16 protein-coding genes and 1 tRNA gene are annotated in these 24,275 nt (G+C 74.6%); 7 read left to right on the top strand and 10 right to left on the bottom strand.

Annotation, left to right across the window (positions count from 1 at the left end):
- The first annotated feature begins 144 nt into the window (after positions 1 to 144).
- The 4 genes from ACFVGS_RS09830 to ACFVGS_RS09815 all read left to right on the top strand — a co-directional run bounded on the left by ACFVGS_RS09830 (position 145) and on the right by ACFVGS_RS09815 (position 7,970).
- Positions 145 to 3,447 (top strand): FtsX-like permease family protein, encoded by a 3,303-nt coding sequence (locus tag ACFVGS_RS09830; RefSeq protein ID WP_385692073.1) that lies wholly within the window; start codon positions 145 to 147, stop codon positions 3,445 to 3,447.
- Positions 3,448 to 3,500: 53 nt separating this feature from the next.
- Positions 3,501 to 6,284 (top strand): FtsX-like permease family protein, encoded by a 2,784-nt coding sequence (locus ACFVGS_RS09825; protein ID WP_385692070.1) that lies wholly within the window; start codon positions 3,501 to 3,503, stop codon positions 6,282 to 6,284.
- On the top strand, positions 6,281 to 7,249 hold the full coding sequence (locus ACFVGS_RS09820; RefSeq protein WP_385692067.1) for an ABC transporter ATP-binding protein: 969 nt from the start codon (positions 6,281 to 6,283) through the stop codon (positions 7,247 to 7,249). The genes ACFVGS_RS09825 and ACFVGS_RS09820 overlap by 4 nt, the downstream gene beginning before the upstream one ends.
- Positions 7,250 to 7,355: 106 nt before the next feature.
- Positions 7,356 to 7,970 (top strand): hypothetical protein, encoded by a 615-nt coding sequence (locus tag ACFVGS_RS09815; protein WP_385692064.1) that lies wholly within the window; start codon positions 7,356 to 7,358, stop codon positions 7,968 to 7,970.
- On the opposite strand, the gene ACFVGS_RS09810 is transcribed toward ACFVGS_RS09815, so the two are convergent.
- The 8 genes from ACFVGS_RS09810 to ACFVGS_RS09775 form a co-directional block, all read right to left on the bottom strand.
- The gene (locus tag ACFVGS_RS09810; RefSeq protein ID WP_385692187.1) at positions 7,951 to 8,223 is read right to left on the bottom strand and encodes a GNAT family N-acetyltransferase; all 273 of its coding nucleotides are present in this window, start codon (positions 8,221 to 8,223) and stop codon (positions 7,951 to 7,953) included. The genes ACFVGS_RS09815 and ACFVGS_RS09810 overlap by 20 nt on opposite strands.
- A 346-nt stretch (positions 8,224 to 8,569) precedes the next feature.
- Complete coding sequence (locus tag ACFVGS_RS09805) at positions 8,570 to 9,247, bottom strand: hypothetical protein (protein ID WP_384415462.1); 678 nt, start codon at positions 9,245 to 9,247, stop codon at positions 8,570 to 8,572.
- Positions 9,244 to 9,669 carry an acyl-CoA thioesterase gene (locus tag ACFVGS_RS09800; RefSeq protein WP_384415459.1) on the bottom strand — a complete coding sequence of 142 codons (426 nt, stop codon included), beginning with the start codon at positions 9,667 to 9,669 and terminating at the stop codon, positions 9,244 to 9,246. Before ACFVGS_RS09800 ends, ACFVGS_RS09805 begins: the two co-directional genes overlap by 4 nt.
- Positions 9,670 to 9,676: 7 nt before the next feature.
- Positions 9,677 to 11,341, bottom strand: coding sequence for an energy-dependent translational throttle protein EttA (ettA, locus tag ACFVGS_RS09795; RefSeq protein ID WP_384415455.1), 1,665 nt, complete (start codon positions 11,339 to 11,341; stop codon positions 9,677 to 9,679).
- A gap of 293 nt (positions 11,342 to 11,634) precedes the next feature.
- Positions 11,635 to 13,041 carry a Cys-Gln thioester bond-forming surface protein gene (locus ACFVGS_RS09790; protein WP_384415453.1) on the bottom strand — a complete coding sequence of 469 codons (1,407 nt, stop codon included), beginning with the start codon at positions 13,039 to 13,041 and terminating at the stop codon, positions 11,635 to 11,637.
- Positions 13,042 to 13,305: 264 nt separating this feature from the next.
- Complete coding sequence (locus ACFVGS_RS09785; protein ID WP_385692060.1) at positions 13,306 to 13,854, bottom strand: single-stranded DNA-binding protein; 549 nt, start codon at positions 13,852 to 13,854, stop codon at positions 13,306 to 13,308.
- Positions 13,855 to 14,063: 209 nt separating this feature from the next.
- On the bottom strand, positions 14,064 to 16,238 hold the full coding sequence (locus tag ACFVGS_RS09780) for a GTPase (RefSeq protein ID WP_385692057.1): 2,175 nt from the start codon (positions 16,236 to 16,238) through the stop codon (positions 14,064 to 14,066).
- Positions 16,239 to 16,696: 458 nt separating this feature from the next.
- Positions 16,697 to 18,340 carry a dynamin family protein gene (locus ACFVGS_RS09775; protein ID WP_385692054.1) on the bottom strand — a complete coding sequence of 548 codons (1,644 nt, stop codon included), beginning with the start codon at positions 18,338 to 18,340 and terminating at the stop codon, positions 16,697 to 16,699.
- Positions 18,341 to 18,601: 261 nt separating this feature from the next.
- Between ACFVGS_RS09775 and ACFVGS_RS09770 the strand changes: the two genes are divergently transcribed.
- A tRNA-Arg gene (locus ACFVGS_RS09770) sits at positions 18,602 to 18,674 on the top strand.
- A 214-nt stretch (positions 18,675 to 18,888) separates the two neighbouring features.
- On the opposite strand, the gene ACFVGS_RS09765 is transcribed toward ACFVGS_RS09770, so the two are convergent.
- Positions 18,889 to 21,084 (bottom strand): HEAT repeat domain-containing protein, encoded by a 2,196-nt coding sequence (locus ACFVGS_RS09765; protein WP_385692051.1) that lies wholly within the window; start codon positions 21,082 to 21,084, stop codon positions 18,889 to 18,891.
- A gap of 404 nt (positions 21,085 to 21,488) precedes the next feature.
- On the opposite strand from ACFVGS_RS09765, the gene ACFVGS_RS09760 reads away from it, so the two are divergent.
- Together ACFVGS_RS09760 and ACFVGS_RS09755 are read left to right on the top strand one after the other, a co-directional pair.
- The gene (locus tag ACFVGS_RS09760; protein WP_385692048.1) at positions 21,489 to 21,836 is read left to right on the top strand and encodes a VOC family protein; all 348 of its coding nucleotides are present in this window, start codon (positions 21,489 to 21,491) and stop codon (positions 21,834 to 21,836) included.
- Positions 21,837 to 21,990: 154 nt separating this feature from the next.
- Positions 21,991 to 22,398: a four-helix bundle copper-binding protein gene (locus ACFVGS_RS09755; protein ID WP_384415436.1), complete on the top strand. Its 408-nt coding sequence runs from the start codon at positions 21,991 to 21,993 to the stop codon at positions 22,396 to 22,398.
- Between the two features lie 153 nt (positions 22,399 to 22,551).
- Here the strand turns inward: ACFVGS_RS09755 and ACFVGS_RS09750 are convergent, their stop codons facing one another.
- Positions 22,552 to 24,003 (bottom strand): MFS transporter, encoded by a 1,452-nt coding sequence (locus tag ACFVGS_RS09750; protein ID WP_385692045.1) that lies wholly within the window; start codon positions 24,001 to 24,003, stop codon positions 22,552 to 22,554.
- Positions 24,004 to 24,275 lie beyond the last annotated feature (272 nt).

The following is a 24,275-nucleotide window of genomic DNA, read 5'->3' as shown; positions in this document are numbered from 1 at the left end:
GTGACCGGGCGCCGAATAACGGTCACGATCGCATCAAGGTGCGACCGAAAGCGGTTACCGGCTCCGATGCCCTCTGAAAGCATCCGATGAACGTTCGATAGTGAACGATCGTGGTGCATCGCGGTGCTTCCAGGGGGGAATCGGGTGACGGGTTTCGTACTCCTACGGGTCAGGGCGCACCGTCTCCTCCTCTCCGCGGCCCTCCTCGCCGTCCTCCTCACCACCTCGGTCCTCGCCACGCTGGCCGGATTCTCCGGCTCCATCGGCGACGCCGCCCTCCAGAGCACCCTCAAGGGCCGCTCCGCGCCCGCCGCCACGCTCGTCGTCTCCGGCCGGATACCCGCCGACCGGCGGGCGAGCGCCGACGCCGCCGCCCGCGCGGGCGCCGACCGGACCTTCGCCGGACTGCCGGTGACCGTGCGCAAACGGGAGACCTCCGGCCCGTACGCGCTGCCCCGCTCGCTCCAGCCGCCCGCGGCCCGCGCGGGCGAGCCCGACCTCACCCAGTTCGCCGCGCTCGACCGCTCCCGGATCACGCTGGTCCGCGGCGCCTGGCCGAAGGCCGGCGGGCCGCGCGAAGCCGTCGAGAGCGCCGTGCCGGAGGAGGCCGCCCGCCGTCTGAAGGTGGCCCCCGGCACCGTCCTGGAACTCACCGACCGGCTCACCGGCACGACCGTGACCACCCGGATCACCGGCGTCTACCGGCCCGTCGACACCGCCGACCTCTACTGGCAGCTCGACCCGGCCGGCGGCCGCGGCGTGAAGACCCTCGTCTTCACCACGTACGGACCGCTGCTCGCCGACCCCGCCGTCCTCGGCTCCGGCCGGCTCACCACCGGCGACACCTCCTGGCTCGGCGTCGCCGACTACACCGGCCTCACCACCGACCGGATGGCGGCCCTGCGCTCCGCGGCGACCGAGGGACCCAAGGCGCTGCTCGCCGACACCGCGGGCTTCGGCACCACCGTCAACGCCGCCACCTCCCTGCCGACCGTCCTGGACCGCACCGACCGTGCCCTGCTGGTCTCCCGCTCCACGCTGTCCATCGTGGCCGTGCAGCTCGTGCTGCTGGCCGCGTACGCGCTGCTGCTCGTCGCCCGGCTGCTCAGCACCGAACGCTCCGGCGAGACCGACCTGCTGCGCGCCCGCGGCGCCTCGCGCCGCCGGATCGCCGGGCTCGCCACCGCCGAGGCGCTGCTGCTCGCGCTGCCCGCCGCCGTCGCCGCGCCGCTGCTCGCGGGCCCTCTGACCCGGCTGATCGCCGACCGGTCCACGCTCGACGCGCTCGACGGCGGCCTCGGCCTCACTCCCCCGCCGCTGGTCTGGCTGGTGGCCGGCGCGGTCGCGCTGTGCTGCGCCGCCGCGGTCGTCGCCCCGGCGCTCGCGGCCGGCGACGGCGCCGCCGTGTCGCTGCGCAAGGGGCGCGGGGCCGCGCTGCCCGCGCCGGTCCGGGCCGGCGCCGACATCGGTCTGCTGCTCGTCGCGGGCGTCGCCTACTGGCAGCTCGACCGGCAGACCGGCGACGGCGGCGGCGCGCTCGCCGGGGACCGCTCCGGCGGCCTCGGCGTCGACCCGCTCCTGGTGGCCGCCCCGGCGCTCGCCCTGCTCGCCGGCACGGTCCTGACGCTGCGTCTGCTGCCGCCCGCGGCGCGGCTCGCCGAGCGGCGCGCGGCCGGCGGCCGGGGCCTGCCGGCGGCCCTCGCGGGCTGGCATTTCAGCCGCCGGCCGCTGCGCGGCGCGGGCCCGGTGCTGCTCCTCGTGCTGTCCGTCGCCATGGGCATGCTGGCGATCGGCCAGCGCGACTCCTGGGACCGCTCGCAGCGCGACCAGGCCGACTTCCGCACCGGGGCGAGCGTGCGGGTGCTGGGCGCGGGTCCCGGCGAACCCGGCCGGACCGAACGGCTCGCGGCCGTGGCGGGCGTCAGCGCCGTGGCGCCCGTGCACCGCGGCAGCGCCGACTTCGGCGGCCGCGACGCCACCGTGCTCGCCATGGACACCCGGCGGGCCGCCGACGGCATGCTCTTCCGCCCCGACCTCGCGGACGGCTCGCCCGCCGAGCGCCTCGCCGCCGTACAGCCGAAGCCGGCACCGCGCCCGGGCGTCGCCCTGCCCGAGGGCGCCCGGGGCCTGTCGCTCGACCTGCGCGGCAGCGCGCCGCGCGGGGCCACGCCCTCCCAGGTCACCGTCGTCCTGGAGGACGGCTACGGCGTGCCGTACCGCCTGCTGCTCGGCGGCCTCCCGTCCGACGGCCGCACCCACCGGCTCCAGGCCGCCCTGCCCGAACCGGCCGGTGGCACCGGCTTCGTACTGACCGGTATCGAGGCCGCCGGCCAGGCGGCGGACGGCGGCGGCGCCCACGCGCTCGCCGTCGAGGGCATCGGCTCGACCGGCGCCGGCGGCGCCCGCCGTCCGGTCGACGCCCGCGGCCCGCTCGCCGCCTGGGCCGGCGACTACACCGCGGAACGCGACAACGGCGAGGCCACCGCCTTCGCCGTACGCGGCGGGCCGGCCGCCGGCGCCCTGCTCACCATGTCCTTCGTCGTCGGCGCGGACGAGGCCGGCCCGGGCACGGACGGCTACACGCTGACGCTGTCCGCCCCGCACGGCGACCGGCCGCGGACGGTGCCGGCGCTCGCCACCGACGCGTTCCTCTCCGCGGCCCGGGCGAAGAAGGGCGACACCGTCGACGTCGGCTTCGGCGGCCACCACCTGAAGGTGACGATCGCCGAGGTCGTCCGCGAGCTGCCGACCACCGGCCCCGGCGCCCGCGCCGTCAGCGCGGGCGCGCCCGACGTCGCGCCCGAGGACGGCGGGGCGCTCCTGGTCGACCTGCACACGGCCAACCGGGCCCTGTCGGGAATGCCCGCCTCGGTCCTGGCGCCCACCGAGTGGTGGCTCACCACCGCGCCGGGCAGGGCCGCCGAGGTCGCGAGGACCCTCCGGTCCGGCACCGACGCCGACCCGTCGCTGGTGCTCGTACGGGACGAGGCCGCGGCCGAGCTGCTCGGCGACCCGCTCGGCGCGGGCCCCAACTCGGCGCTGATGGCCGTCGCGGCGGCAGCGGCGGCGCTCGCCGCGGTCGGCTTCGCGGTCTCCTCGGCCGGTTCGCTGCGGGAACGGTCCCGGGAGTTCGGAGTGCTGCGGGCGCTCGGCGCGCCGCGCCGCCGGCTCGCCCGGCTGCTCGCCGCGGAACAGGGCCTGCTCGTCGGCATCGGGCTGCTCGTCGGCGTGGCGCTCGGCACCGTCCTCACCCGGGCGGTCGTCCCACTGGTCGTGCTCACCGGCCAGGCCGAGCGCCCGGTGCCCGCCGTCCTGGTCGAACTGCCGCTCGCCCACGTGGGACTGCTGCTCGCCGGAGTGGCCGCGCTGCCGCTGGCCATCGTCGCCGTGATCGCGCTGCGCCGCACCGACCCGGCCGTCACCCTGCGCACCCAGGGGGACCAGTGACCCCGACCGCCCCGAAGCCGCCGTCCACCTCCGCTCGCGGAAAGGCCGACGCCATGCCCCGCAAGCCCGCCCGCACCGTGGCCCCCTGGGTCCGCACCCGGCTGCGGACCGCCCCGGGCGCGGCCCTGGCCCACGGTCTGCTCGTACTGGTGACGGCCTTCCTCGCGGCGGCCCTGCCGCGCGCCGTCGACACGTACGAGACCGCGGGCCTGTGGCACGCCGTCGACACGGCGGAGCCCCGCCACAGCGCGCTGACGCTCACCACCACCGTGCCGAGCAGTCTCGCACCGGAGGCGCGGCAGGCCGAGTTCGCGCCGGAGAAGCTCCGCGCCACCCGCGACGAACTGCTCCCGGCGCTGCCCGCGCCGCTGCGCGCCGACCTCGCCGACTCGGCGTACGGGGTGCGCACCACCAAGCGGATGCCGGCGCCCGAGCCGTGGCTGGCGCGGCCGGACGGCGTCGCGCCGGAGTTCCTCCTCGACTCGCCCTCCGGCCTGGCCGAGCACTCCGGACTCGTCGCAGGCCGCGCACCGCGCGCCGCCGCGGACGGCGGCATGGAGGCGGCCGTCACCGCGAAGACCGCCGCCGCCCTCCGGCTGAAGCCCGGCTCCGTCGTCCACGTCCCCGGAGTCGACGGCGCGCCGAAGCCGATCACCGTCACCGGCGTCGTCGAGCCGCGCGAGCCCGACGGCCGCTACTGGTCGACCGACCCGGCCCTGCACACGCCGTTCCTCGCGGCCACCCCGGAGGCCGAGCCCCGCCACTACTGGGTGGGCACGCTGCTCCTCGCGCCCGAGAGCGCGCCCGGCACGGTCGCCACCCTCGGCGAACCCGAGAAGTACTGGCGGTTCGCCCCCGACGTCCGCCACCTCACCGCCCAGGACACCGAACGGCTCACCGCCGCCCTCGGCTCCGCCGGCGACGGGCCCGCCCTGGTGAAGCTGCGCGACATCCTCGGCGACGGCGGGGCCTTCACCACCGACCTCGACGGGATCCTCGCCGGATACACCGGCACCCGGACCGCCATCGCCTCGGTCGTCGCCGTCGCCACGTTCGGCATCGGCGCGGTCGCGGCCGTCGTACTCGCCATGACCGGCGGCCTCTTCACCACCCGGCGGCATCCCGAGCTCGCGCTGCTGCGCTCCCGCGGCGCGTCCCTGACCGGCATCGGGCTCCGGCTGCTCGGCGAGACCGCCGCGGTCGCCGTCCCCGCCGCCGCCCTCGGCCTGCTGCTCGCCCTGCCCCTCACCGGCGGCGGCGGAGCCCGGCTCCTGCCCGCCTGCCTGGGCGCGGCGGCCGTCGCCGTCGTCGCCTCCCTGGTGCTGCCGCTGCGCGCGGTGTTCCTGCACCGGCGGCCCCGGCTGCACGGCGCCCGCGAGGACCTGGTCACCGCCCGGCCCTCCGCGCGCCGCACGATCGCCGAACTCACCTTCCTCGTCCTCGCCGTGGGCGCCGTCACGGCGCTGCGCCGCCGCGGTACCGGCGACTCCGGCGACCACCTGGTCAGCGCCGCGCCGGTGCTCGTCGGACTGATCGCCGCGTTCGTGCTCGTACGGCTCTATCCGCTGCCGCTGCGCTGGGCGGCGCGGCCCGCCCGCCGGCTGCGCGGCGCCGTCGGCTTCCTGTCGCTGGCCCGGGCCGGCCGCTCCGCGGCGTCCGGTGCCCTGCCGCTGCTCGCCCTGCTGCTCGCGCTGACCACGGCCGCCTTCGGCGGCTCGGTGCTCACCGGGGTCTCCGACGTCCGCGACCGGGCGGCCTACCGCGAGACCGGCGCGGACGCCCGGGTGGTCGGCGACCTGGCCTCGACGGCGCTGCCGCCCGGGGTCGCCGAGACGGTACGCGGCGTCGCCGGCGTCCGCGAGGTGTCGCCCGTGCAGGTCGAGTTCGGGCTCGAACTGCCCTCCCGCCGGGGCACCGCCGACCAGGGCATGGGCGCCCCGCTGATCGGCGTCGAGCCCGCCTCGTACGCCCGGCTGGCCGCCAGGACCGGCTTCGGCGCCTTCCCCGCCGGCCTTCTGAAGTCCACCGGCACGGGCGGGCCCGGCCACGTCGGGAACACCTCCCGGGTGATCCCCGCGATCGCCTCGCCGCGGGTCGCCGAACGCCTCGGCGACCGGCCCATGGAGATCAACGCGGCCGCCGGCCGGTTCCACGTCAAGGTGGTCGCCGTCCGCGCCGCGACCCCGGCCCTGCCCGACAAGGACTTCCTCGTCGTCAACGGCGACGACCTCACCAACCGGGCCGCCACCTCGCTGCTCGTCACGGGCGGGCCGGACGGCGTGCTCGACGGCCGCGCCCTGCGGGCCGCGGTCACCGCGAAGGCCCGCGGCGTGCGGGTCGTGCTGCGCGAGGAGACGCGCGCCGGCTACGTCGACTCGCCGATGCAGACCGGAGCCGAACGCATCTACCGGGCCGCCATCGGCGCCGGCGCGGGCTTCGCCGTCCTCGCCGTACTGCTGTCGCTGCTGCAGAGCGCGCCCGAGCGCACCACGCTGCTCGCCCGGCTGCGCACCATGGGCGTCACCCGCCGGCAGGGCCGGCGGCTGCTCGCCCTGGAGGCCCTGCCGCAGGCGCTGCTCGCGGCGGGCGGCGGCGCGCTCGTCGGCTGGGCGACGATCGCCCTGCTCTCGCCCGGCGTCGACCTGATCCGGCTGGCGCTGGCCGCCGCGCCGGACGAGGCCATGGCGCTGGGCACCGCGCTGCGCGCGGACGTCTGGTCGCTGGGCGTCCCGGCGGCCGGCGTGGTGGTCCTCACCGGCGCGGTGGCCGGTGTGCAGGCCTGGTGGGTGGCCCGCAGGGGCCCGGTCAAGGAACTCAGGGCAGGAGACGCACGATGACGACGACCTCGCAGACCCCCGGCACGACGACGCTGGAGGAGCTGGAGCGGCGGGCGGCGGAGCGCCGGGACCGGCCCTCGTACGGCCATGACGCGCTGATCGCCTGCGACCGGCTGGTGCGGATCTTCACCACGGACGGGGTGGAGGTCCAGGCCCTGCAGGGCCTCGATCTCCTCGTCACCGAGGGCGAGTTGATGGCCCTGGTCGGCGCGTCGGGGTCGGGCAAGTCGACCCTGATGAACATCCTGGCCGGGCTCGACGTGCCGACCGCGGGCGCGGCCAAGGTCGCGGGCTGCGACCTGCTGACGATGGACGGCAAGGCCCGGCTGCGCTACCGCCGCGAGGTCGTCGGCTTCGTGTGGCAGCAGACCGCGCGCAACCTCCTGCCCTATCTGACGGCCGCGCAGAACGTCGCCCTGCCCATGCAGTTGAAGGACGGGCGGAAGGGCGCGAAGCAGAAGGCGCGGCGTGCCGAGGAGCTGCTCGCGATGCTCGGCATCGCCGACTTCGCCGACCGCCGCCCGCACCAGCTCTCCGGCGGCCAGCAGCAGCGCGTGGCCATCGCCGTCGCGCTCGCCAACAACCCGTCGGTGCTGCTCGCGGACGAGCCGACCGGCGAGCTGGACTCGGCCACCGGCGAACAGGTCTTCGCCGCGTTCCGCCGGGCCAACGAGGAGCTGGGCACCACGATCGTGATCGTCACCCACGACCAGGCGGTGGCCTCCGAGGTCCGCCGTACGGTCGCCATCCGCGACGGCCGCACCTCCTCCGAGGTGCTGCGCCGCACCGAGGTCGACGAGGCGGGCCGGGAGTCCCTGGTGGCCCGGGAGTACGCGATGCTCGACCGGGCCGGCCGGCTCCAGCTGCCCGCCGACTACACCGAGGCGCTCGGCATGCGCCACCGGGTGGCCCTGGAGCTGGAGCAGGACCACATCGGGGTGTGGCCGGACGACGCGGAGAGCTGAGGGCGCACGTCTTGCGTCCGGAGGAACCGGGTATGCGGCGGGGCCGTCCCTCACCCCGGGGGCCGTCCCCCTCGGGGGGTGAATGATGAGGCTTCGGGGAAGTCCGATGAGGAAGGCCCTGTCGTACGCCGGCGCCCTGCTCGTGCCCGCCGCCGCCGGCGTCCTGCTGCACCTGTGGGCGGGCTGGAGCATGCGCAGTCCCGTACGGATCCCCACGTTCGCGGCCGTCCTCGCGGGCCTCGTCCTGACCGCGGCGGCCCTGTTCGCGCTCGACGCCCTGTTCCGCGAGGGCCGCGGCGCGAGCGTGCTCGCGGTGTGCCTGCTCGTGGCGGGCCTGGGAGCGGTGTGGGTGGAGGCACGCGACTCGCGGGTCCGGGGCGCGGTCGCCGACTGCGTCGTGGCCGGCAAGGTCACGGTGACCCTGCACCCCACCTTCGGCGAGGGCGCGCCGCTGCCGAAGCGGCTGTTCCACCACCCGCTGGACTGCGAAGGCGGCTACCCGTCGCAATTCTCGGCCGAGGAGAAGATCGGCGACCCGGGCAAGCCGGTACGGATCGCCTACGACCCGGCCCGCCGCATGGACCCGGTCCTGGCGAGCCGGAACACCGCCCACGGCTCACTGGTCCTGCCGTCGGTGCTGCTCGGGCTCTGCGCGGCGGTCTCGGTGCTCGCGATCGCGGCGGAGCACCGCGAGGGCCGGTTTAGCCGCCGAGCGCCATGAGTCCGGCGGCGGTGGGCCGGAACCCGCACCGCTCGTGGAAGCCGGTGAGGTGCGGCTCGAAGTCGACGTGCAGCCAGTGCGCCCCGCGCTCGCGCGCGGCCTCGGCGGCGGCCCGTACGAGCGCCACGCCGAGCCCCTTGCGGCGCTCGTCGGGGTGGACGGTCGTGTCGAGCAGGAAGGCGTGCACGCCGCCGTCGCCGGCCACGTTCACGTAGCCGACGAGCCGCCCGTCCCGGCGCGCGGTGACGTGCAGCAGCCGACGGGCGAGGACCGGCCCGAAGTCGGCGTCCCGGTGCCCGGGCCAGGAGGCGCGGAAGAGCCCGTTCAGCTCGTCCCCGGCGAGCCCGGCGTCGACGAGGAGACGGACGCCGGCAGGGACGGGGGCGCCGGGGCCGGGGCCGGGGGTGCCGGGGTGCCGGGTGTCCGGGTGGCCGGTGCCGGAGCCGCGGGCGCCGGGGCTGGGGCCGCGGGCGCCAGGGCTGCGGGCGCCGGGGACACCGGTGCCGTGGGGTCCGGTGTCCGGGTGGTGGGTGCCGGAGTGGCCGGTGCCGGGATGTCGGGTGTCCGGGTGGTCGGTGCCGGAGTGGACGGCTCCTGGGTCACCGGGCGGCGCCCGGTGACACGTTCAGTGACATCGGAACGGTCCGCAGGGCGATCGAGCCGTACGGGGTGCGGAGCCGGAGCCACGGGCCGGAGGCGAAGAGCGCCACCGGAAGCTCCTCGTCGGGGAGCGGGGGCAGGAAGCCGAGGGACTGGGCCGCGTGCACGGCACGCAGCGGCAGTCCGGTGCCCGCCAGCGTCCGGGACCAGATCTCGCGGCCGATGCGGTCGCGCTCGGCGCGGGTGCGCCGTTCCTCGGGCAGGGCCTCGTCGCGGCCGCGGAACTCGGCCACCGCGGCGGCGACCGCGCCCCGCATCTCGGCGACGGGCGGCAGCCCGGCGACCGGCTCCCAGCCGCCGCGGGGCGGCAGGACCCCGGCCCACGGCGGGCCGGTGACGGCGTCGGGCACGACCGCCTTGCCCGCGGACTCCTCGATGCCTTCGAGGAGTTCACCGGCGGAGACGGTCACGTCGAGATCGACCGCGTCGACCAGCCGGGCCGTGCGGATGGCGAGCACCTCGAAGGACGGAGCCCTGCCGAACACGGCGACCGCGCCGCCGCCGGCCTGAAGGCGGACGGCGGCTGCGCGGTCGTAGTGCAGCAGACGGCGCAGGAAGGCGGCGAGTCCCGCCGCCTCCCGGGCGTCGTCGAAGTGCAGCGGCGCGGTGGCGGTCATGCTGCGGACGTCATCCCGTCGTCCATGTACTCCTTGAGGAACGACCGCTCCTCGTCGGAGATCCGCCGCGGGCGCTGCTCCTCCAGGTTGAACGGCACGACGACCGTCGACGCCCGTACGTACGTGACGTCGGGGTCCTTGATCTCGTACGCGATCGTCAGCGAGGCCGCGCCTATCTTCGTGACCCACGACTCGATGGTCACCGGCTCGTGCCGGTGGACCAGCGGCCGCAGGTAGTCGATCTCGTGGCGGGCCACGACGGACCCGCCGGAGAACGACGGGCTCCCGTCGCCCGGCGCCAGCCGGAACATGAAGTCGATCCGCGCCTCCTCCAGGTAGCGGAGGAAGACCACGTTGTTGACGTGGCCGAAGGCGTCCATGTCCGACCAGCGCAGGGGGCAGGAGTAGAGGTGCCGAGCCATGAAGTGATCAGCCTCGGGTCAGCTTCTTGTAGGTGGCGCGGTGCGGACGGGTGGCGTCCGGGCCGAGCCGCTCGATCTTGTTCTTCTCGTACGACTCGAAGTTGCCCTCGAACCAGAACCACTTGGAGTCGCCCTCGTACGCCAGGATGTGCGTGGCGACCCGGTCGAGGAACCAGCGGTCGTGGGAGACGACCACGGCGCAGCCGGGGAAGTCGAGGAGCGCGTTCTCGAGCGAGGACAGGGTCTCGACGTCGAGGTCGTTGGTCGGCTCGTCGAGGAGCAGCAGGTTGCCGCCCTGCTTGAGGGTGAGCGCCAGGTTGAGGCGGTTGCGCTCACCGCCGGAGAGCACGCCGGCCGGCTTCTGCTGGTCCGGGCCCTTGAAGCCGAACGCGGACACGTAGGCACGGGACGGCATCTCGACCTGGCCGACGTTGATGTAGTCCAGCTCGTCCGAGACGACCGCCCAGAGGGTCTTCTTCGGGTCGATGTTGGCGCGGCCCTGGTCGACGTACGAGATCTTGACCGTCTCACCGATCTTGATCTCGCCGGAGTCCGGGGTCTCGATGCCCTGGATCATCTTGAAGAGCGTGGTCTTGCCGGCGCCGTTCGGGCCGATGATGCCGACGATGCCGTTGCGCGGCAGCGTGAAGCTGAGGTCGTCGATGAGGACCTTGTCGCCGAAGGCCTTGTTGAGGTTGTTGACCTCGACGACGACGGAGCCCAGACGCGGGCCCGGCGGGATCTGGATCTCCTCGAAGTCCAGCTTCCGCATCTTCTCGGCCTCGGCGGCCATCTCCTCGTAGCGGGCGAGGCGGGCCTTGGACTTGGCCTGACGCCCCTTGGCGTTCGACCGCACCCACTCGAGCTCTTCCTTGAGGCGCTTCTGGCGCTTCTCGTCCTTCTTGCCCTCGACCTTGAGGCGCTCGGCCTTCTTCTGGAGGTAGGTCGAGTAGTTGCCCTCGTACGGGTGGGCGCGGCCGCGGTCGAGCTCGAGGATCCACTCGGCCACGTTGTCGAGGAAGTACCGGTCGTGGGTGATGGCGACGACGGTGCCCTTGTACTGGGCGAGGTGCTGCTCCAGCCAGTTCACCGACTCGGCGTCGAGGTGGTTGGTGGGCTCGTCGAGGAGCAGCAGGTCGGGCGCCTCGAGCAGCAGCTTGCAGAGCGCGACGCGGCGCTTCTCACCACCGGAGAGGTTGTTGACCGGCCAGTCGCCGGGCGGGCAGCCCAGGGCGTCCATGGCCTGCTCCAGCTGGGCGTCCAGGTCCCACGCGTTGGCGTGGTCCAGGTCGTCCTGGAGCTTGCCCATCTCCTCCATGAGCGCGTCGGTGTAGTTCGTCGCCATCTCCTCGGCGATGGCGTTGAACCGGTCGAGCTTGCCCTTGATCTCGGCGACGCCGTCCTCGACGTTCTCCAGGACGGTCTTGGACTCGTCCAGCTTCGGCTCCTGCATGAGGATGCCGACGGAGAAACCGGGGGTGAGGAACGCGTCACCGTTGGAGGGCTGCTCCAGACCGGCCATGATCTTCAGCACGGTGGACTTACCGGCACCGTTCGGGCCGACCACACCGATCTTCGCACCGGGCAGGAAGCTCAGCGTCACGTCATCGAGGATGACCTTGTCGCCGTGCGCCTTGCGCGCCTTGCGCATGGTGTAGATGTACTCAGCCAAGAGAAACCGTCCGGCAAAGAGTGAGTGGGCAGATAGACCCCATCTTGCCTGACCGGCCCCCCAAGGCGGAAACCAGTACTGCGGCGAGCGCCTGACCTGGGGCTCGCCGGGCAGAGCTGTGGCGCCCCCGTCACGGTGCGTGGCGCGAAACGGCGCAGGCGTCTTGGGGGAATGACGAGAACGTGCGAACACGGCAGCGCAACGGCCCGGCACACGCAACGCGACGGCCCCGCCGCGCGGTGCGCGACGGGGCCGTTGCGTGTGCGGACCGCCCTCAGGGCCGCCCGGCGGCCTTACTGGCCGGCCGCCTTCTTCTTGCGGAGGAAGAAGACCGCGCAGCCGCCGACCGCGAGGAGCGCGACGGCGATGCCGGCGATCATCGGGGTGGCGTTGGAGCTACCGGTCTCGGCGAGGTCGCCGCCACCGGTGGTGGAGCCGGAGGTGGTGCCACCGGTCGCCGGGGTCTGCGACGGCGACGGGTTGCCGCTCGGGGTCTCGGACGGCGTCGGGCCGGGCGTGGCCGTCTTGCAGTCGAGAACGCCCTCGATGACCTTCTCGAACCCGTTCGGGCCGGTGATCGTGAACTTGTACGCCGCGTCCTCGGCGACCGGGACGGTGACCGTCTTGGACTCGCCGGCGGGGATCGTGTACTTCATGCCCTTGAGCTCGAGCTCCCAGGCCTCGTCACCCTTGTTGCCGAGGGTGATGTCCACGCCGCCCTTGGCGCAGTTCTTCTCCGCGGTGACGGACGGGGCGGCGCCCTGCTTCACCCAGGTCGCGGAGGCCTTGGCGGAGGCCGTGGAGATGCTCGTGCCGGCCAGGATCAGGGTCTGGCTCGTCGTCCGGGTGGCGACGAAGGCGCGGCCGATCGGGACCGTGGTGTCCGCCTGGACGGTCAGCTCGGCGCTGCCGTCGGGCGTGCCGGCCGGGACGTCGAAGTAGACCTGGGAGCCCTTGGCGACGTCGGTGACGACCTTGCCGTCCTTGTCGACGATCTTCACGCCGGCCGGAGCGCCGGGGGCGAGGGAGACCTTCGCCGTGGCGGCGTTGGTCTCGACGGTGACCGGGCCGAGGCGCCCGCCCGCCTTGCCGGAGACGGAGGACGGAGAGAGGCTCAGCGAGGCCGAGGGCTCCGAGAGCTCCACCGCGGACTTCTCCAGGAAGTCGGTCAGCTTCGCCGCGTCGGCATCGGCCGGCACGGCGTCGACCTTGTCGGAGAAGTGCCAGATCGCGGCCTGGGTGGCCGCGGCGGCGGTCTCCTTGGAGAGCTTCGAGGCGCCGGCCTTCTTGGCCAGGCTGTCGAGGTCGTTCACCTGCGGGTAGGAGTTCTGCAGGATCCAGCGGATCTTGCCGGCGTCCTTGTTGTTGTGGAGGGACGACTGGTCCCAGCCGACCTCCTTGTACTCCTCGCCCGTCTTCGCACCGGTGTAGAGGTCGATGCAGTAGGTCTGGATGGACCCGCCGGGCTTGACGGCCATCTCGAACAGACCGGCACTGACGGTGCGGTCCTTCTTGCCCTTGATGACAACGTCGTCGAAGATCTTCAGATCGCCGAGGGTCGCCGTGACACCACCCGTGCCCGTCGCGCTCTCGTCAGCCGCCGCCGGTCCCGCGATGGCTATCGAACCCGCCACCACGAGGCCGGAGGCCAGCGCCGCAGCGGCAAGGCGGGCAGCGCCGCGCCTCTGTACAGAAAACATGGATTTCCCCTCCGTGCGGGCTGCTCCGCGTCATCGATCGATACGCGTGGGGGGAGCACCCGCTCAGCAGACTCACTTGACCCAAGACTCGCTGACCCACTGGAAGCAAGTGCCTCATGAGTACCCGGGAATCCTAGGGACGGGGAAGACCCCGGTGTCCAGTCGTACGACCTGATAACCATTCCGACTCGAAATCGTTATCAACGCCGGAAGTTGAGTGCGAAACCGCTGGTCACGGTATCGACAAATCCCCACAACGATGGGTCAAGAAGCGGTTACCAGAGGGTAGTCGGCCGGCTCCGCCGGAGTCGGCGGAGGTGTCGCCCAGGGATCGGAATCCGAGGGAGAAGCGGTCGCGGCTCCCGCCTCCCGGCCGGGCACGAGGCCGGCGCCGCCGGGGCCGGTCGCCGACGGATCCGAAACCCTCCGCTCCGGTACGGGAGTTTCCGGATTCTGCCGCACCGAGCGGCGGAACGCCGCCGTACCCCTCGTCAGGTCGTGGCCGACCGCGACCGCGTCGATGTCCACGAAGGTCTTCCGGCGCCCGTCCACCTCCTCCTCGCGCACCTTCAACCTGCCGTGCACCACGAGCGGTTCGCCCACCGAGACCGATGCCGCCAGGTTCGCGCCCAACGAGCGCCAGGCGGACACCGTGTAGAAGCTCGTGGAACCGTCCGTCCACACCGCCCGTTCGCGGTTCCAGCGGCGCGCGGTCACCGCGAAGCGGAAGCGCGCCACCCCGCCCCCGACCGTCTCCCGGTACTCCACGTTCGTCGCCACGTTGCCCACCAGGGTCACCGTCGTCTCGTTCATCGCCCACATCTCCCGTTCATCCGCCCGCCGGCTCGCCGGCCATCAGGTCATCGGCGCTCGAACCGCCGGCCTTCGGCTCCTCGCCGTCGGCCGTCGGCCCGTTCGTCCTTCACGGGATCCATGCTGGACCGAACCGGGAAAACCCGCCGAAGCCTGTGGACAACAGGGTGGTTGTGGACAACTCGGCCACCCGAAGGGGGCGTTCCGCCTCACCTCCCCCGGCCGGCACCTGCCCGCGCCGGCCCGAAGCGCGTGCCGCCGAACCGGGCGACCCGGCTCGCCACCCGCGTCGCACCCGAGGCCGTGACGTACTGCTCGCGCACCTCCCGGTAGCGCATCAGCTCCGCCGCGATCGGGTCGAGCACCCGGGACCTGCCACAGGCAGCGGCCGCCTCGCGCAGCCTGCGCTCGGCGTCCTGCCCGTAACGCCTGGCCGGCCCCCGTACCGCCGCCGCGCACGCCCACTCCACGAGCGGACCGCCGACGATCCCCGCCACCATGATCAGGACCGGCGGCCACAGCAGCGGCTCGACGACGCCCACGATCTGGCCCACCAGCCACAGCGCCCCGAAGATCTGCAGGAAGGTCATCACCACCTGGGCGAGGACCGCGGCCGGCCACCACGCCGGGCGCGGCGGCCGGGCCGCCGGGTCGCCCATGGTCACCGTCAGCTCGTCCAGCGCCTCCGGCAGCCCGTCCGCACCGCGCAGCGCCGCCTCCCGCACCGCCTGGGCCCACGGCCCGGGCAGGCCGCGCGAGGCCTCGTCGGAGACGATCCGCACCGCCTGTTCGACCCGCTGACGCGCGGTCAGCTCGTCCTCGGCCGGGTTCTCCAGGCGGGGATCGGTGCTGCCGTGCGTGCGGACCCGCTCGTACCAGCGGTAGAGCCGCAGCCACGGCGTCCCGCAGGCGCGGATCGCGTTGCGCCGCCAGACGCGTTCGGCGGCCTCGCCGGCCGCCTGCGCGCCGATCGCGACCGCGAGCCGGTCGGCGAACTCCTCCCGGGCCCGCTCCCCCAGCCCGGGCCGCCCGTCCGCGACGAACACCGGCCGCAGCCGGGCCGTGGCGGCGTCCACGTCGGCGGCGAGACGCCGCTCGGGCGCCGTGCGCTCCTGGACGAAGCGGCCGAGCAGTTCGCGCAGTTCCGCCACGCCCTCGCCGGTCGTCGCGGACAGGGCGAGCACGGTCGCGCCCGGCTCGCCGTGCTCGCCGAGGGCCATGCCGTCCTCGTCGAGCAGCCGGCGCAGGTCGTCGAGGACCAGGTCGGCGGCCTCGGTGCCGAGCCGGTCGATCTGGTTGAGGACGACGAAGGTGACCTCGGCGTGCCCGGCCAGCGGTCGCAGATAGCGCTCGTGGAGCGCGGCGTCGGCGTACTTCTCCGGGTCGGTCACCCAGATCACCGCGTCGACCAGGCCCAGCAGCCGCTCCACCTGCTCGCGGTGGGTGGTGACGGCCGAGTCGTGGTCGGGCAGGTCGATGAGGACGAGACCCTGCAGGTCGGCGTCGCCGGCGCCGCCCGCGAGCGGCCTGCGGCGCAGCCGCCCGGGGATGCCGAGCCGGTCCAGCAGGCCCGCGGAGCCCTCGGACCAGCTGAGCGCGATCGGCGCGGCGGTGGTGGGACGCCGCAGGCCGGTCTCGGAGACGGGGACGCCGGCGAGGGCGTTGAAGAGGGCCGACTTGCCGCTGCCGGTGGCCCCGGCGATGGCGACGACGGTGTGCCGGGCCGAGAGCCGCTGCCGCGCGGCGGCCTCGTCGAGCACCCGCCCTGCCTCGGCGAGGGCCTCGTTCTCGACTCGGGTACGGGACAGCCCGACCAGTTCGTGAAGGGCGTCCAGACGGGTACGCAGGGCGCCGCCATAGGCGCCGCCCACGGGCGGGAAGACGCCACCGTCGCCGCCGTCGCCGCCGTCGACGTCATCGGCATCGCGACCGCCGGCGGGCCCGCTGGAGGAGGGGCCGACGGGCGGCTCGTGGGTGGGATGAGCCCGCTCGGCGGCACGACGGGCGATGAGCCCGTCGTCCCAGCGGGCGGGGGCGGGAGCGCCGGCCGGGGCGGGGGCGGGGGCGAAGTGGGGGGCGGGGGCGCCGGTCGGGGCAGGGGCTGGGGCGGGGGTGGGAGCGCTGGCCGGGGCTGGGGCTGCGGCAGGGGTGGGCGCGCTGGCCGGGGCTGGGGCGGGGGCGAAGTGGGGGGCGGGGGCGCCGGTCGGGGCTGAGGCGGGGGCGGGCGCTGCGGCAGGGGCGGGAGCGCTGGCCGGGGCTGGGCTGCGGCCCCCTGCAGGGTCACGGTCGGAGCCCCGGCGGCGGTCGCGTTCGCCGTCACGGTCGCGGTCGCTGCCCCCTTGGCGGCCCCCACAGCGGCCCCCGTCGTGCATGCCGTCGTTCATGCCCTCGCGCCCTCCGTCGCGCTCCTTCGCGCCGGGAGACTCCCGTACCTCATCGGCGGCGCCTGCTGCGCCCCGTGCGGCATCGCGCGCGGCGGGTCGGTCAAGTCCCTCAGGCCCGCCGGGCCCGTCGGACTGCTGAGGTCCTGCAGGCCCGCCAGGGCCGCCCAGTCGGCCAGGCCCGCCCAGTCCGCCAGATCCACCGGCACCACCGGACCCACTGGGTCCACCAGCCCTACCGGACCCACCAGATCCACCGGGCACCCCGGCACCGTCGGACCCACCCGGCCCACCGGGCCCAGCAGCTCCCCCTGGCCCAGGCCCACCGGGCCCAGCAGGTGCACCAGACCCCCCGAGCCCCCCGCCCCCACCAGGCCCACCGGACCCACCAGGCCCCCCAGGCTCCCCGAACCCTCCGACCCCACCGGCAGCGTCGGCCACATCCACTGGCTCCACGGGCGTCACTTCTCCTTCTGCAGGACGGAGAGCGCGGCGATCAGCTCGGCCTGCGGCTCGGGGGTCACGTCGAGGGCGTCGAGGGGCGCGAGACGCCGGTCGCGTTCGGTGTGCAGGGCGCGGTCGAGGCATGTGGCGAGCAGTTCGCCACCCTTGTCGCGCAGCCGCAGGGCGCCCTGGGCGCCGAGGAGTTCGGCGAGCCGGTCGCCCGCGGCGCGGGTGCGGCGGCCGCCGAGGAGCACGGCGGCGAGGAGCGCGGTGACGGTCCCGGTGTCGGGTGCCGCGGCGGCGGCCGCGCGCTTGCCGCCCCGGGCGGCGGCCGGGCGTTCCATCTCCCGTACCTCCTCCTCGACCATCTCCTCCAGGACGCGCCGCCAGTGCCGTACGGTCATGGCGATCCGCTCGCCGGCGTCCTTGCCGTCGTCCATGCCGGGGCACGCGGGTGCGGCGCCCGGGGCGAGCGCGCCGGCGGCGGGCTCGCGGCGCCAGGCGTCCCGTACCCGCTCGTCGGCGGCGGCGACGGCGCAGTGGACGAGCGCGGCGAGGGACTCGACGAGGGAGTCGAGGAGTTCGTCGGCGGAGCTGTCGCGGGGGTAGCCGCGCCAGCGGGTGCGGGCGTCACCGGCGAGTACGGCGCCGCGGCGGACCTGTTCGCGGACCCGCCGCCCCTGCTCCTCGTACGCGGCCTCGACGGCGCCGCCGAGTCGTACCGCGGCGGCGTACTGGGCCGCGACCGCCCCGGCGAGCTCGGGCATGCGGGTGTCGAGCGAGTCGATCACCCCAGCGGCGGTCCGGCCGACGGCCTGCTGGCGGGCGGCGGGGTCCTGGACGCAGTGGGTGAGCCAGCCGCGCAGGGGGGCGACGGCGTTGTCGGGGAGGAGCCCGCTGCCGCCGCCGGTGGACTCGGGCAGTTCGGGGATGGTGAACCGGGGCGTGTCGCCGAGGCCGGCCTTGGCGAGCAGTGCCTCGTACTGCCGGGAGACCTCGGTGATGACCTGGTGGGGCACGCGGTCGAGGACGGTGACGAGGGTGGCGTCGTACTCCTTGGCGGTACGGAGGAGGTGCCAGGGGATGGCGTCGGCGTAGCGGGACGCGGTGGTGACCATGACCCAGATGTCGGCGGCGCAGATCAACTCGGCGGCGAGCAGCCGGTTCTCGACGACGAGCGAGTCGATGTCGGGCGCGTCGAGGAGGGCGAGCCCTCGGGGGAGGGTGGCGGCGGTCTCGAGGCGCAGGGCGTTGTCCTCGGGGGGCTCCTCGGGGTGGTCGTCATCCTGCTGGGGCAGCCAGACGCGGGTGAGCTGCGGCAGCACGCGCATGCCGGCGAACCAGTGGTGGTCCTCGGGGTGGCAGACCAGGACGGGCGTGCGGGTGGTGGGTCTGAGCACTCCGGCCTCGCTGACGCGCCGCCCCACCAGCGAGTTGACCAGCGTGGACTTCCCGGCCCCGGTGGACCCGCCGACGACCGCGAGCAGCGGCGCGTCGGGATCCTTCAGGCGGGGCACGAGGTAGTCGTCGAGCTGGGCGAGCAGCTCGGACCGGGTCTGCCGGGCACGGATGGCGCCGGGGAGCGGGAGAGGGAGACGCACGGCGGCGACACGGTCGCGCAGGGCGGAGAGTGCGTCGATCAGCTGAGGCCGTTCGTCCAAGGTCACCACATGCGAAGAATGCCCAATTTTGGAGCCTTTTTGAAGCGTATTGGGGCTCTGCGCGCCGACCGAACGGATGTAGCCGGGGGCCCTGGGCATAACGACTGCACAACACCCGGCCCGAGTGGCGCGAAAAGCGCTGCACGAATCGCACCTGCCTGCGATTATCGGACCGCTTCACCGAACCTCCACATCGTGCCACGCAGGTGAAGCAACCGGGCCAGGCCGATGGGACCCCTATCCTTGACCCGACCACCACCGGCCCCCGTAGCTCAGCGGATAGAGCAGGTGCCTTCTAAGCACTTGGCCGCAGGTTCGAGTCCTGCCGGGGGCGCAACGCCGGGACCCTCCTTCGGGAGGGTCTTTTTGCTGGTCAGGGGCGGTTTTCGGTCGGAGCGGGCGGGTCGGGGACAGGGGTCCGGGTGGCTTGATCTGTGCGGCTGGAACCGGCCAAGGACGGTCTACGGCAGCGTCTCTCCGAAAGACCTCCCGAAGAGGAGCGCGCTGCGTCGGTCCCGCGGGGTGAGACAGCGCTCACGGGGGTGCGCTCAGGACTCCGTGGTCTGCCTGAACGTGGTGAGGAGCGTCATGGCGCGGGCTCGGAAGGCTTCGTCCTGGCGGATGATGTGAGGCTCGACGCCCGAGCGGATCACCCGGGCGTCGCCGTCGGCGAGGGCCGCGAGCCGGCTCAGGTGGTCGGCGTTCAGAGCGGCGCCCCCGAGGGCTTCCAGGGCGTCGCAGGCACCCGTCGGGTCGGCGTCCGCCTCGGCCGACGCCAGGGCGGCCGAGGCGAGCGCGGCATGGTCCAGAGCGGCGGGGTCCGACACGGCGACGAGGGCCAGCACCGCGGCCGGCGCCTGGGCCGGGTCGTCGAGGGCCGCCTCCAGCCTGGCGGTGAGCGAACGACCGGCCGGGCCGAGGAGCGCGGTCGCCCTGGCGGCCCTCGCCACGGACCAACGCGTCCACTGGCTCTGCGCGGCACGGTCGAAGACCGAGGCGAGGACGGCGACCGCCGGGTCCGGATCCCCCGTCACGCGCCACAGCGCTTCGGCGAGGGCCGTGTCCGTGTCCAGCGCGCGTGTGGTGCACGTGCCCGGGTCACTGAGCGCTCCCCGGAGGAGGGGCGCCAGAACCGCTGCTCGCGAACCGAGACCGGCCGCGATCCCGGCGGCATCGCTCACGTCCCAGCCACCGCCCCCGAGTTCCTGTTCGAGGCATCCCAGCAGCAGCGCGGGATCGTCCGTGAGGTCGTCCAGGGCCTTCGCCGCCGCGAGGACCCCGCGTCGGGCAGCCGCCCGCAGCGCGGCGACGGCCACGGCGCGGTCCGACGGAGCGCAATCGGCCGCAACGGAGGCGAGTGCGCGACAGGCCGGGCCGGGAAGGTGAGGGATCGCCGCGGACAACTCCGGTAGCGCGGCCGCCGCCTCGGCGCCCCAGCCCGCCAACAGAGCGCACAGCTGCGCGGGTTCGTTGCCGCCGAGGGTCGCGGGCCGCGAGAGGCGGCGGCGGACGGCGTCCAGAAGGCCTACGTGGTACGGGAAGGCGGCGCTCACCGCTTCCCACGGTCCGCTCTCCGTGCCCCACCGTCCGCTCTTCGCGCCCCACCGTCCGGTCGCCGCGTCGAGGGCGCGCGGGCGGCGCCCGAGGCCGGCGGCGAGGAGCGGGGCGGCCCGGTCCGGCGCGACGCGTACGAGCGCGGCCAGAGCACGGTCGGCGTGATCGTCCTCCTGGTCCGGGTTCCGGCCGGCGAGCGGGACGAGTACGTCCGCGGCCGGTTCGGCGGCGCCTGCCAGCCGTTCCAGGAGAGACGCCATGCGGAGCACCGCCGCCTCGTCCAGAGCCGCTGCCCGCAAGCTCTCCACCAGGTGCCGCGCGGCACTGCGCGACAGCATGCAGGCACGGTCGGCGGCCCAGAGGCCTTCGGACCGGACCTCGGCCCGGCCGTCCCGCAGAGCGGCGCGGACCAGGGCGAACGCCGCCTCCCGCGTCGGCTCGTCGTCGCGGTCCAGCAGGGCTTCCACGACGGCGGCCAGCGGCTCGCCGCGCTCGAAGTCGAACTCGGAGCGCAGGCAATCCGCGGGCAGAAGCGACAGCATCGCCGCCTGCAGGGACTCGTTCCACGGGGCGCCCGCGTCGAGGCAGGCGAAGACAGCGGCCAGCCGCACGACGGCGGACTGTGACGGGTCCAGGACGGAAGCCGCCTCGGCCGCTCCGTGCCGCGGGTCGAGCCGAGAGATCCCGGCCAGTACCTCGGCGCGGACGTCGGGTTCGGTTTCCTTCGCCCACCGGGCACGCAGGGCGGGCAGCACGGTCCCGGGGGTGCGGGTGTGCGAGACCGCCCAGGCGGCGGCCCGGCGGACGGCCGGATCGTCATCGGACAACAGCGGCAGCAGCACCGTCAGTTGCCCGGCCACGGCCGCCCGCACCCTGCCCGGCGCCACGCCGTGCTCGTCCTCGCTCTCCGCCATGCCGCCGAGCAGCGCCAGGACGTCGGCCGTGCGGTGCCCGGCGGCCGCGATCCCGGCGAGAAACGGAGCCGCTTCCGCGCTGGCGGCGTAGACCGTTCCCTGGTGCAGCAGACTCCCGTACAGCTCGGAGAGCGCTTCGTCCGACGCGGCCGCATCCGTGTCCGTGTCCGTCAGGGCCCGGAGCAGGTCGGGGATCGCCTCCGCGCTGCCGTACGCATGGGAGGTGGAGGCCCAGGGGTGGGCTTCCAAGCCGTCGAGCGGGTCTGCGAGTTCCATGCGGGGATGGTGCCAGCCGCCACTGACAGCGGACGGCCTTGTGGCCGCGGGCCCTGTGGCTGTGGGCCTTGTGGCCGTCGGCCTTGGGCCTTGGGCCGTGGGCCGTGGGCCGTGGGCCGTGGGCCGTCAACCGTCAGCCGTCAGCCCGTCAGCCCGTCAGCCCGTCAGCCGTCAGCCGTCAGCCGTCAGCCGTCAGCCGTCAGCCGACGATCCGGTCTTCTCCCTCCTGTCCCTCTGTCACGTTCTCGCCTCGGGAATCGTCATATCCATGACGCGACCGACCGGGGGACGGGAAAGAGGGCAGGGCCACGCGAATTCGCCCTGCCCCGCCGCCAGGCCCCGAGGTCGTTCCGACCAGCATGACGGTGTCCGACGACACCCTGACCCAGATGAGGTGCTCCGGCATGACGATGAAGATCGACTCGGTGATCGCACGACAGCGCGTCGACGACCTGGAGGCGGCCGTCCCGTTCTACGAGCGGCTGACCGGCGAGACGGCCGGTCGCTTCGCCTTCGGCGGTGTGAGTCTGGCGAGCGTCGGCCCCTTCCTCTTGTACTGCGGTTCCGACGAGGCGGTGCAGCGGGTCGCCGGAGTCGGCGCCACCCTGGCGGTCGCGGATCTGGGTGGCGCCGTCGAGGAAGCGGTGGCGGCCGGTGCCACCGTGGTGATGCCGGCGCAGCCCACCCCCAACGGCCACCGTGCGGTCCTGCGGCACCCTCACGGAGGCGTGTACGAGTACGTCGGCCCCTGATGAGGGGACTGCCCCGCGCCTCGGGCGGCCTCGTCCGTTCCCGCGCGTTTGCGGGTGGTGCGGTGCGGTCGGAGGCTGAAGGTGCGGGGTGTGAGGCGTGGCCGGGGCGGTGCGTGGGGGCTCCGGCCCGCCCGTACAGAGGGAGGTCATCGTCATGGGCACCGTCAAGGACATGCTCGCCACCTACCCGGCCGATCTCGGGAGCATCGATCAGAACAAGCTCACGCGTTGCATCGAGGCATGCATCGCCTGTGCCCAGGCGTGTACCGCGTGCGCGGACGCCTGCCTGTCGGAGGGCATGGTCGGTGACCTGACCAAGTGCATCCGTACCGACATGGACTGCGCCGACATCTGCAACGCCACCGCCGCGGTCCTCTCGCGCCACACGGGCTACAACGCTGACGTCACCGCCGCCCTGCTCAGGGCCTGCACGGTCGCGTGCAAGGCGTGCGGTGACGAGTGCGCCTCGCACGCGGACATGCACGAGCACTGCCGGGTCTGTGCGGAGGCCTGCCGCTCCTGTGCAGAGGCGTGCGACGAACTGCTGGCGGCCCTCGGCTGAACCCCGGGGGGAGGGCTCGCGGGGTTCAGCCCGGGGGGAGCCTGTGGGGTTCACCCCAGGGGAGCCCGCCGGGGGAAGCCCGCGCGGGGGCCCGTCCGGGGGGAGCCCGCGGGGGCCCGTGCGGGGGGAGCCCGCGGGGAGAGAGGGCAGAGCTCAGGCGGCCTTGGCGCCGGCCCCGTCCCGGGCCGGCGGCCAGCGCGGGTGCAGGCCGTCGATGTGGAAGTCGTGCGTGTGGCTCCGTCCGGCGCCCGCCAGGTGCGGGTGGTCCCGGGGCAGTTCGGGGTGGGCGTGCTCCAGTTCCGCGGGGTCCGTCCTCGGCCACAGCCGTACGGCGGCGAGGGACGCGGCGAGCGCGATCACGGTGAGCGCGCCCGCCGCGACGGCCAGGCCCGCGCGGGCGGCGAGCCAGCCCGCCAGGGGGTAGGTGAGGAGCCAGCAGGCGTGGGTGAGGGAGAACCGGGCCGCGAAGGCGGCGGGCAGGTCGGGCGCTCCGGCCGAGCGTCGTACGAGCCGTCCGCCGGGGGTGAGGATCGCCGAGGTCGCCGCTCCGATGAGCAGCCAGGCCACGAGGAGGGCCGCCCACGCCCAGGGGTCGGCCGTCCCCGGTCCCGCCGTACCCGGACCCGGCGCCCCCGGCCCCGCCGTACCTCCCGGCTCCCCCGGACCCGCCGTACCCGGTCCCCCCGTACCCCACCCCGCCGCCAGCCCCGTCGCGAAGGCGCCGAGCACCGCCGTCATGACGAACGCGGCCGGCAGCATGAGGGTGCGGTCGCCGACGCGGTCCAGGATGCGGGGCAACGCCAGGGCCACGCCCATGGATCCGGCACCGTACGCGCCGAGGGCGAGCGAGACGTCACCGGCGGAGCGGCCGAACGTGTCCCGTACGAGGACGACGGTGTTGACCAGGACCATGGACCCGACCGCCGCGACCACGAGGTCGAGGGCGAGCAGAGCCCGCAGGCGCGGGGTGGCGAGGAAGAGCCGCGTCCCGAAGGCGGCCTTCGCGTACGCGCCGCCGGCGCGCTCGACCGGGCGTGGCCTGGGCAGCAGCACGGAGACGACGAGGACGCCGGACGCCGCGAAGCCCGCGGCGGTGCCGGTGAAGAGCCACTCGTACGAGACGAGGGAGAGCAGCGCGGCGGCGAGGGCGGGGCTGAAGAGGCTCTCCAGGTCGTAGGCGAGGCGGGAGAGGGACAGCGCCCTGGTGTAGTCGCGCTCCGCAGGAAGGACTTCGGGGACGGTCGCCTGGAAGGTGGGCGTGAACGTGGCGGAGGCGGCCTGCAGCAGGAAGATCAGCACGTACACCTGCCACACCTGCGTGACGAACGGCAGGGTCAGCGCGACGCCGGCGCGGGTCACGTCCATGGCCACCAGCAGGGCCCGGCGGGGCAGGCGGTCGGCGAAGGCGCTGACGAGCGGGGCCGTGCCGACGTAGGCGACCATCTTGATCGCCAGGGCCGTACCGAGGACCACGGAGGCGTTGCCCCCGGCGAGGTCGTAGGCGAGCAGGCTCAGGGCCACGGTCGCGAGGCCGGTGCCGACGAGGGCGACGACCTGGGCGGTGAACAGGTGGCGATAGGTGCGGTTCCTCAGGACGGACAGCATGCGGCATCCCTCGGTCGGCTACGGGTACCTCACGGGTCTCGGGGCATGGGTCACGAGGCACGAGGCACGGGTCTCGGGTCGCAGGGCTCGGGGCTCGGGGCACCGGGTCTCAGGGCACGGGCCACGGACCACGGGTTACCGGGCACGGTCCTTCCACCGTAATCGATGCGTGCGCGATTGCGCACCTATTGACGTATGCGGACGAGGGGTCGTACGTACGGCACCGCGCCGCCGCCTGCGCGTGGGGCGGACGAGAACGGCCGGAAGCGGGC

Origin of the sequence: Streptomyces sp. NPDC127114, assembly GCF_042677525.1 — a bacterium.
Lineage (GTDB): Bacteria > Actinomycetota > Actinomycetes > Streptomycetales > Streptomycetaceae > Streptomyces.
Note: the sequence above shows the minus strand (reverse complement) of the source record. Positions and strands in the feature narration are given on the sequence as shown.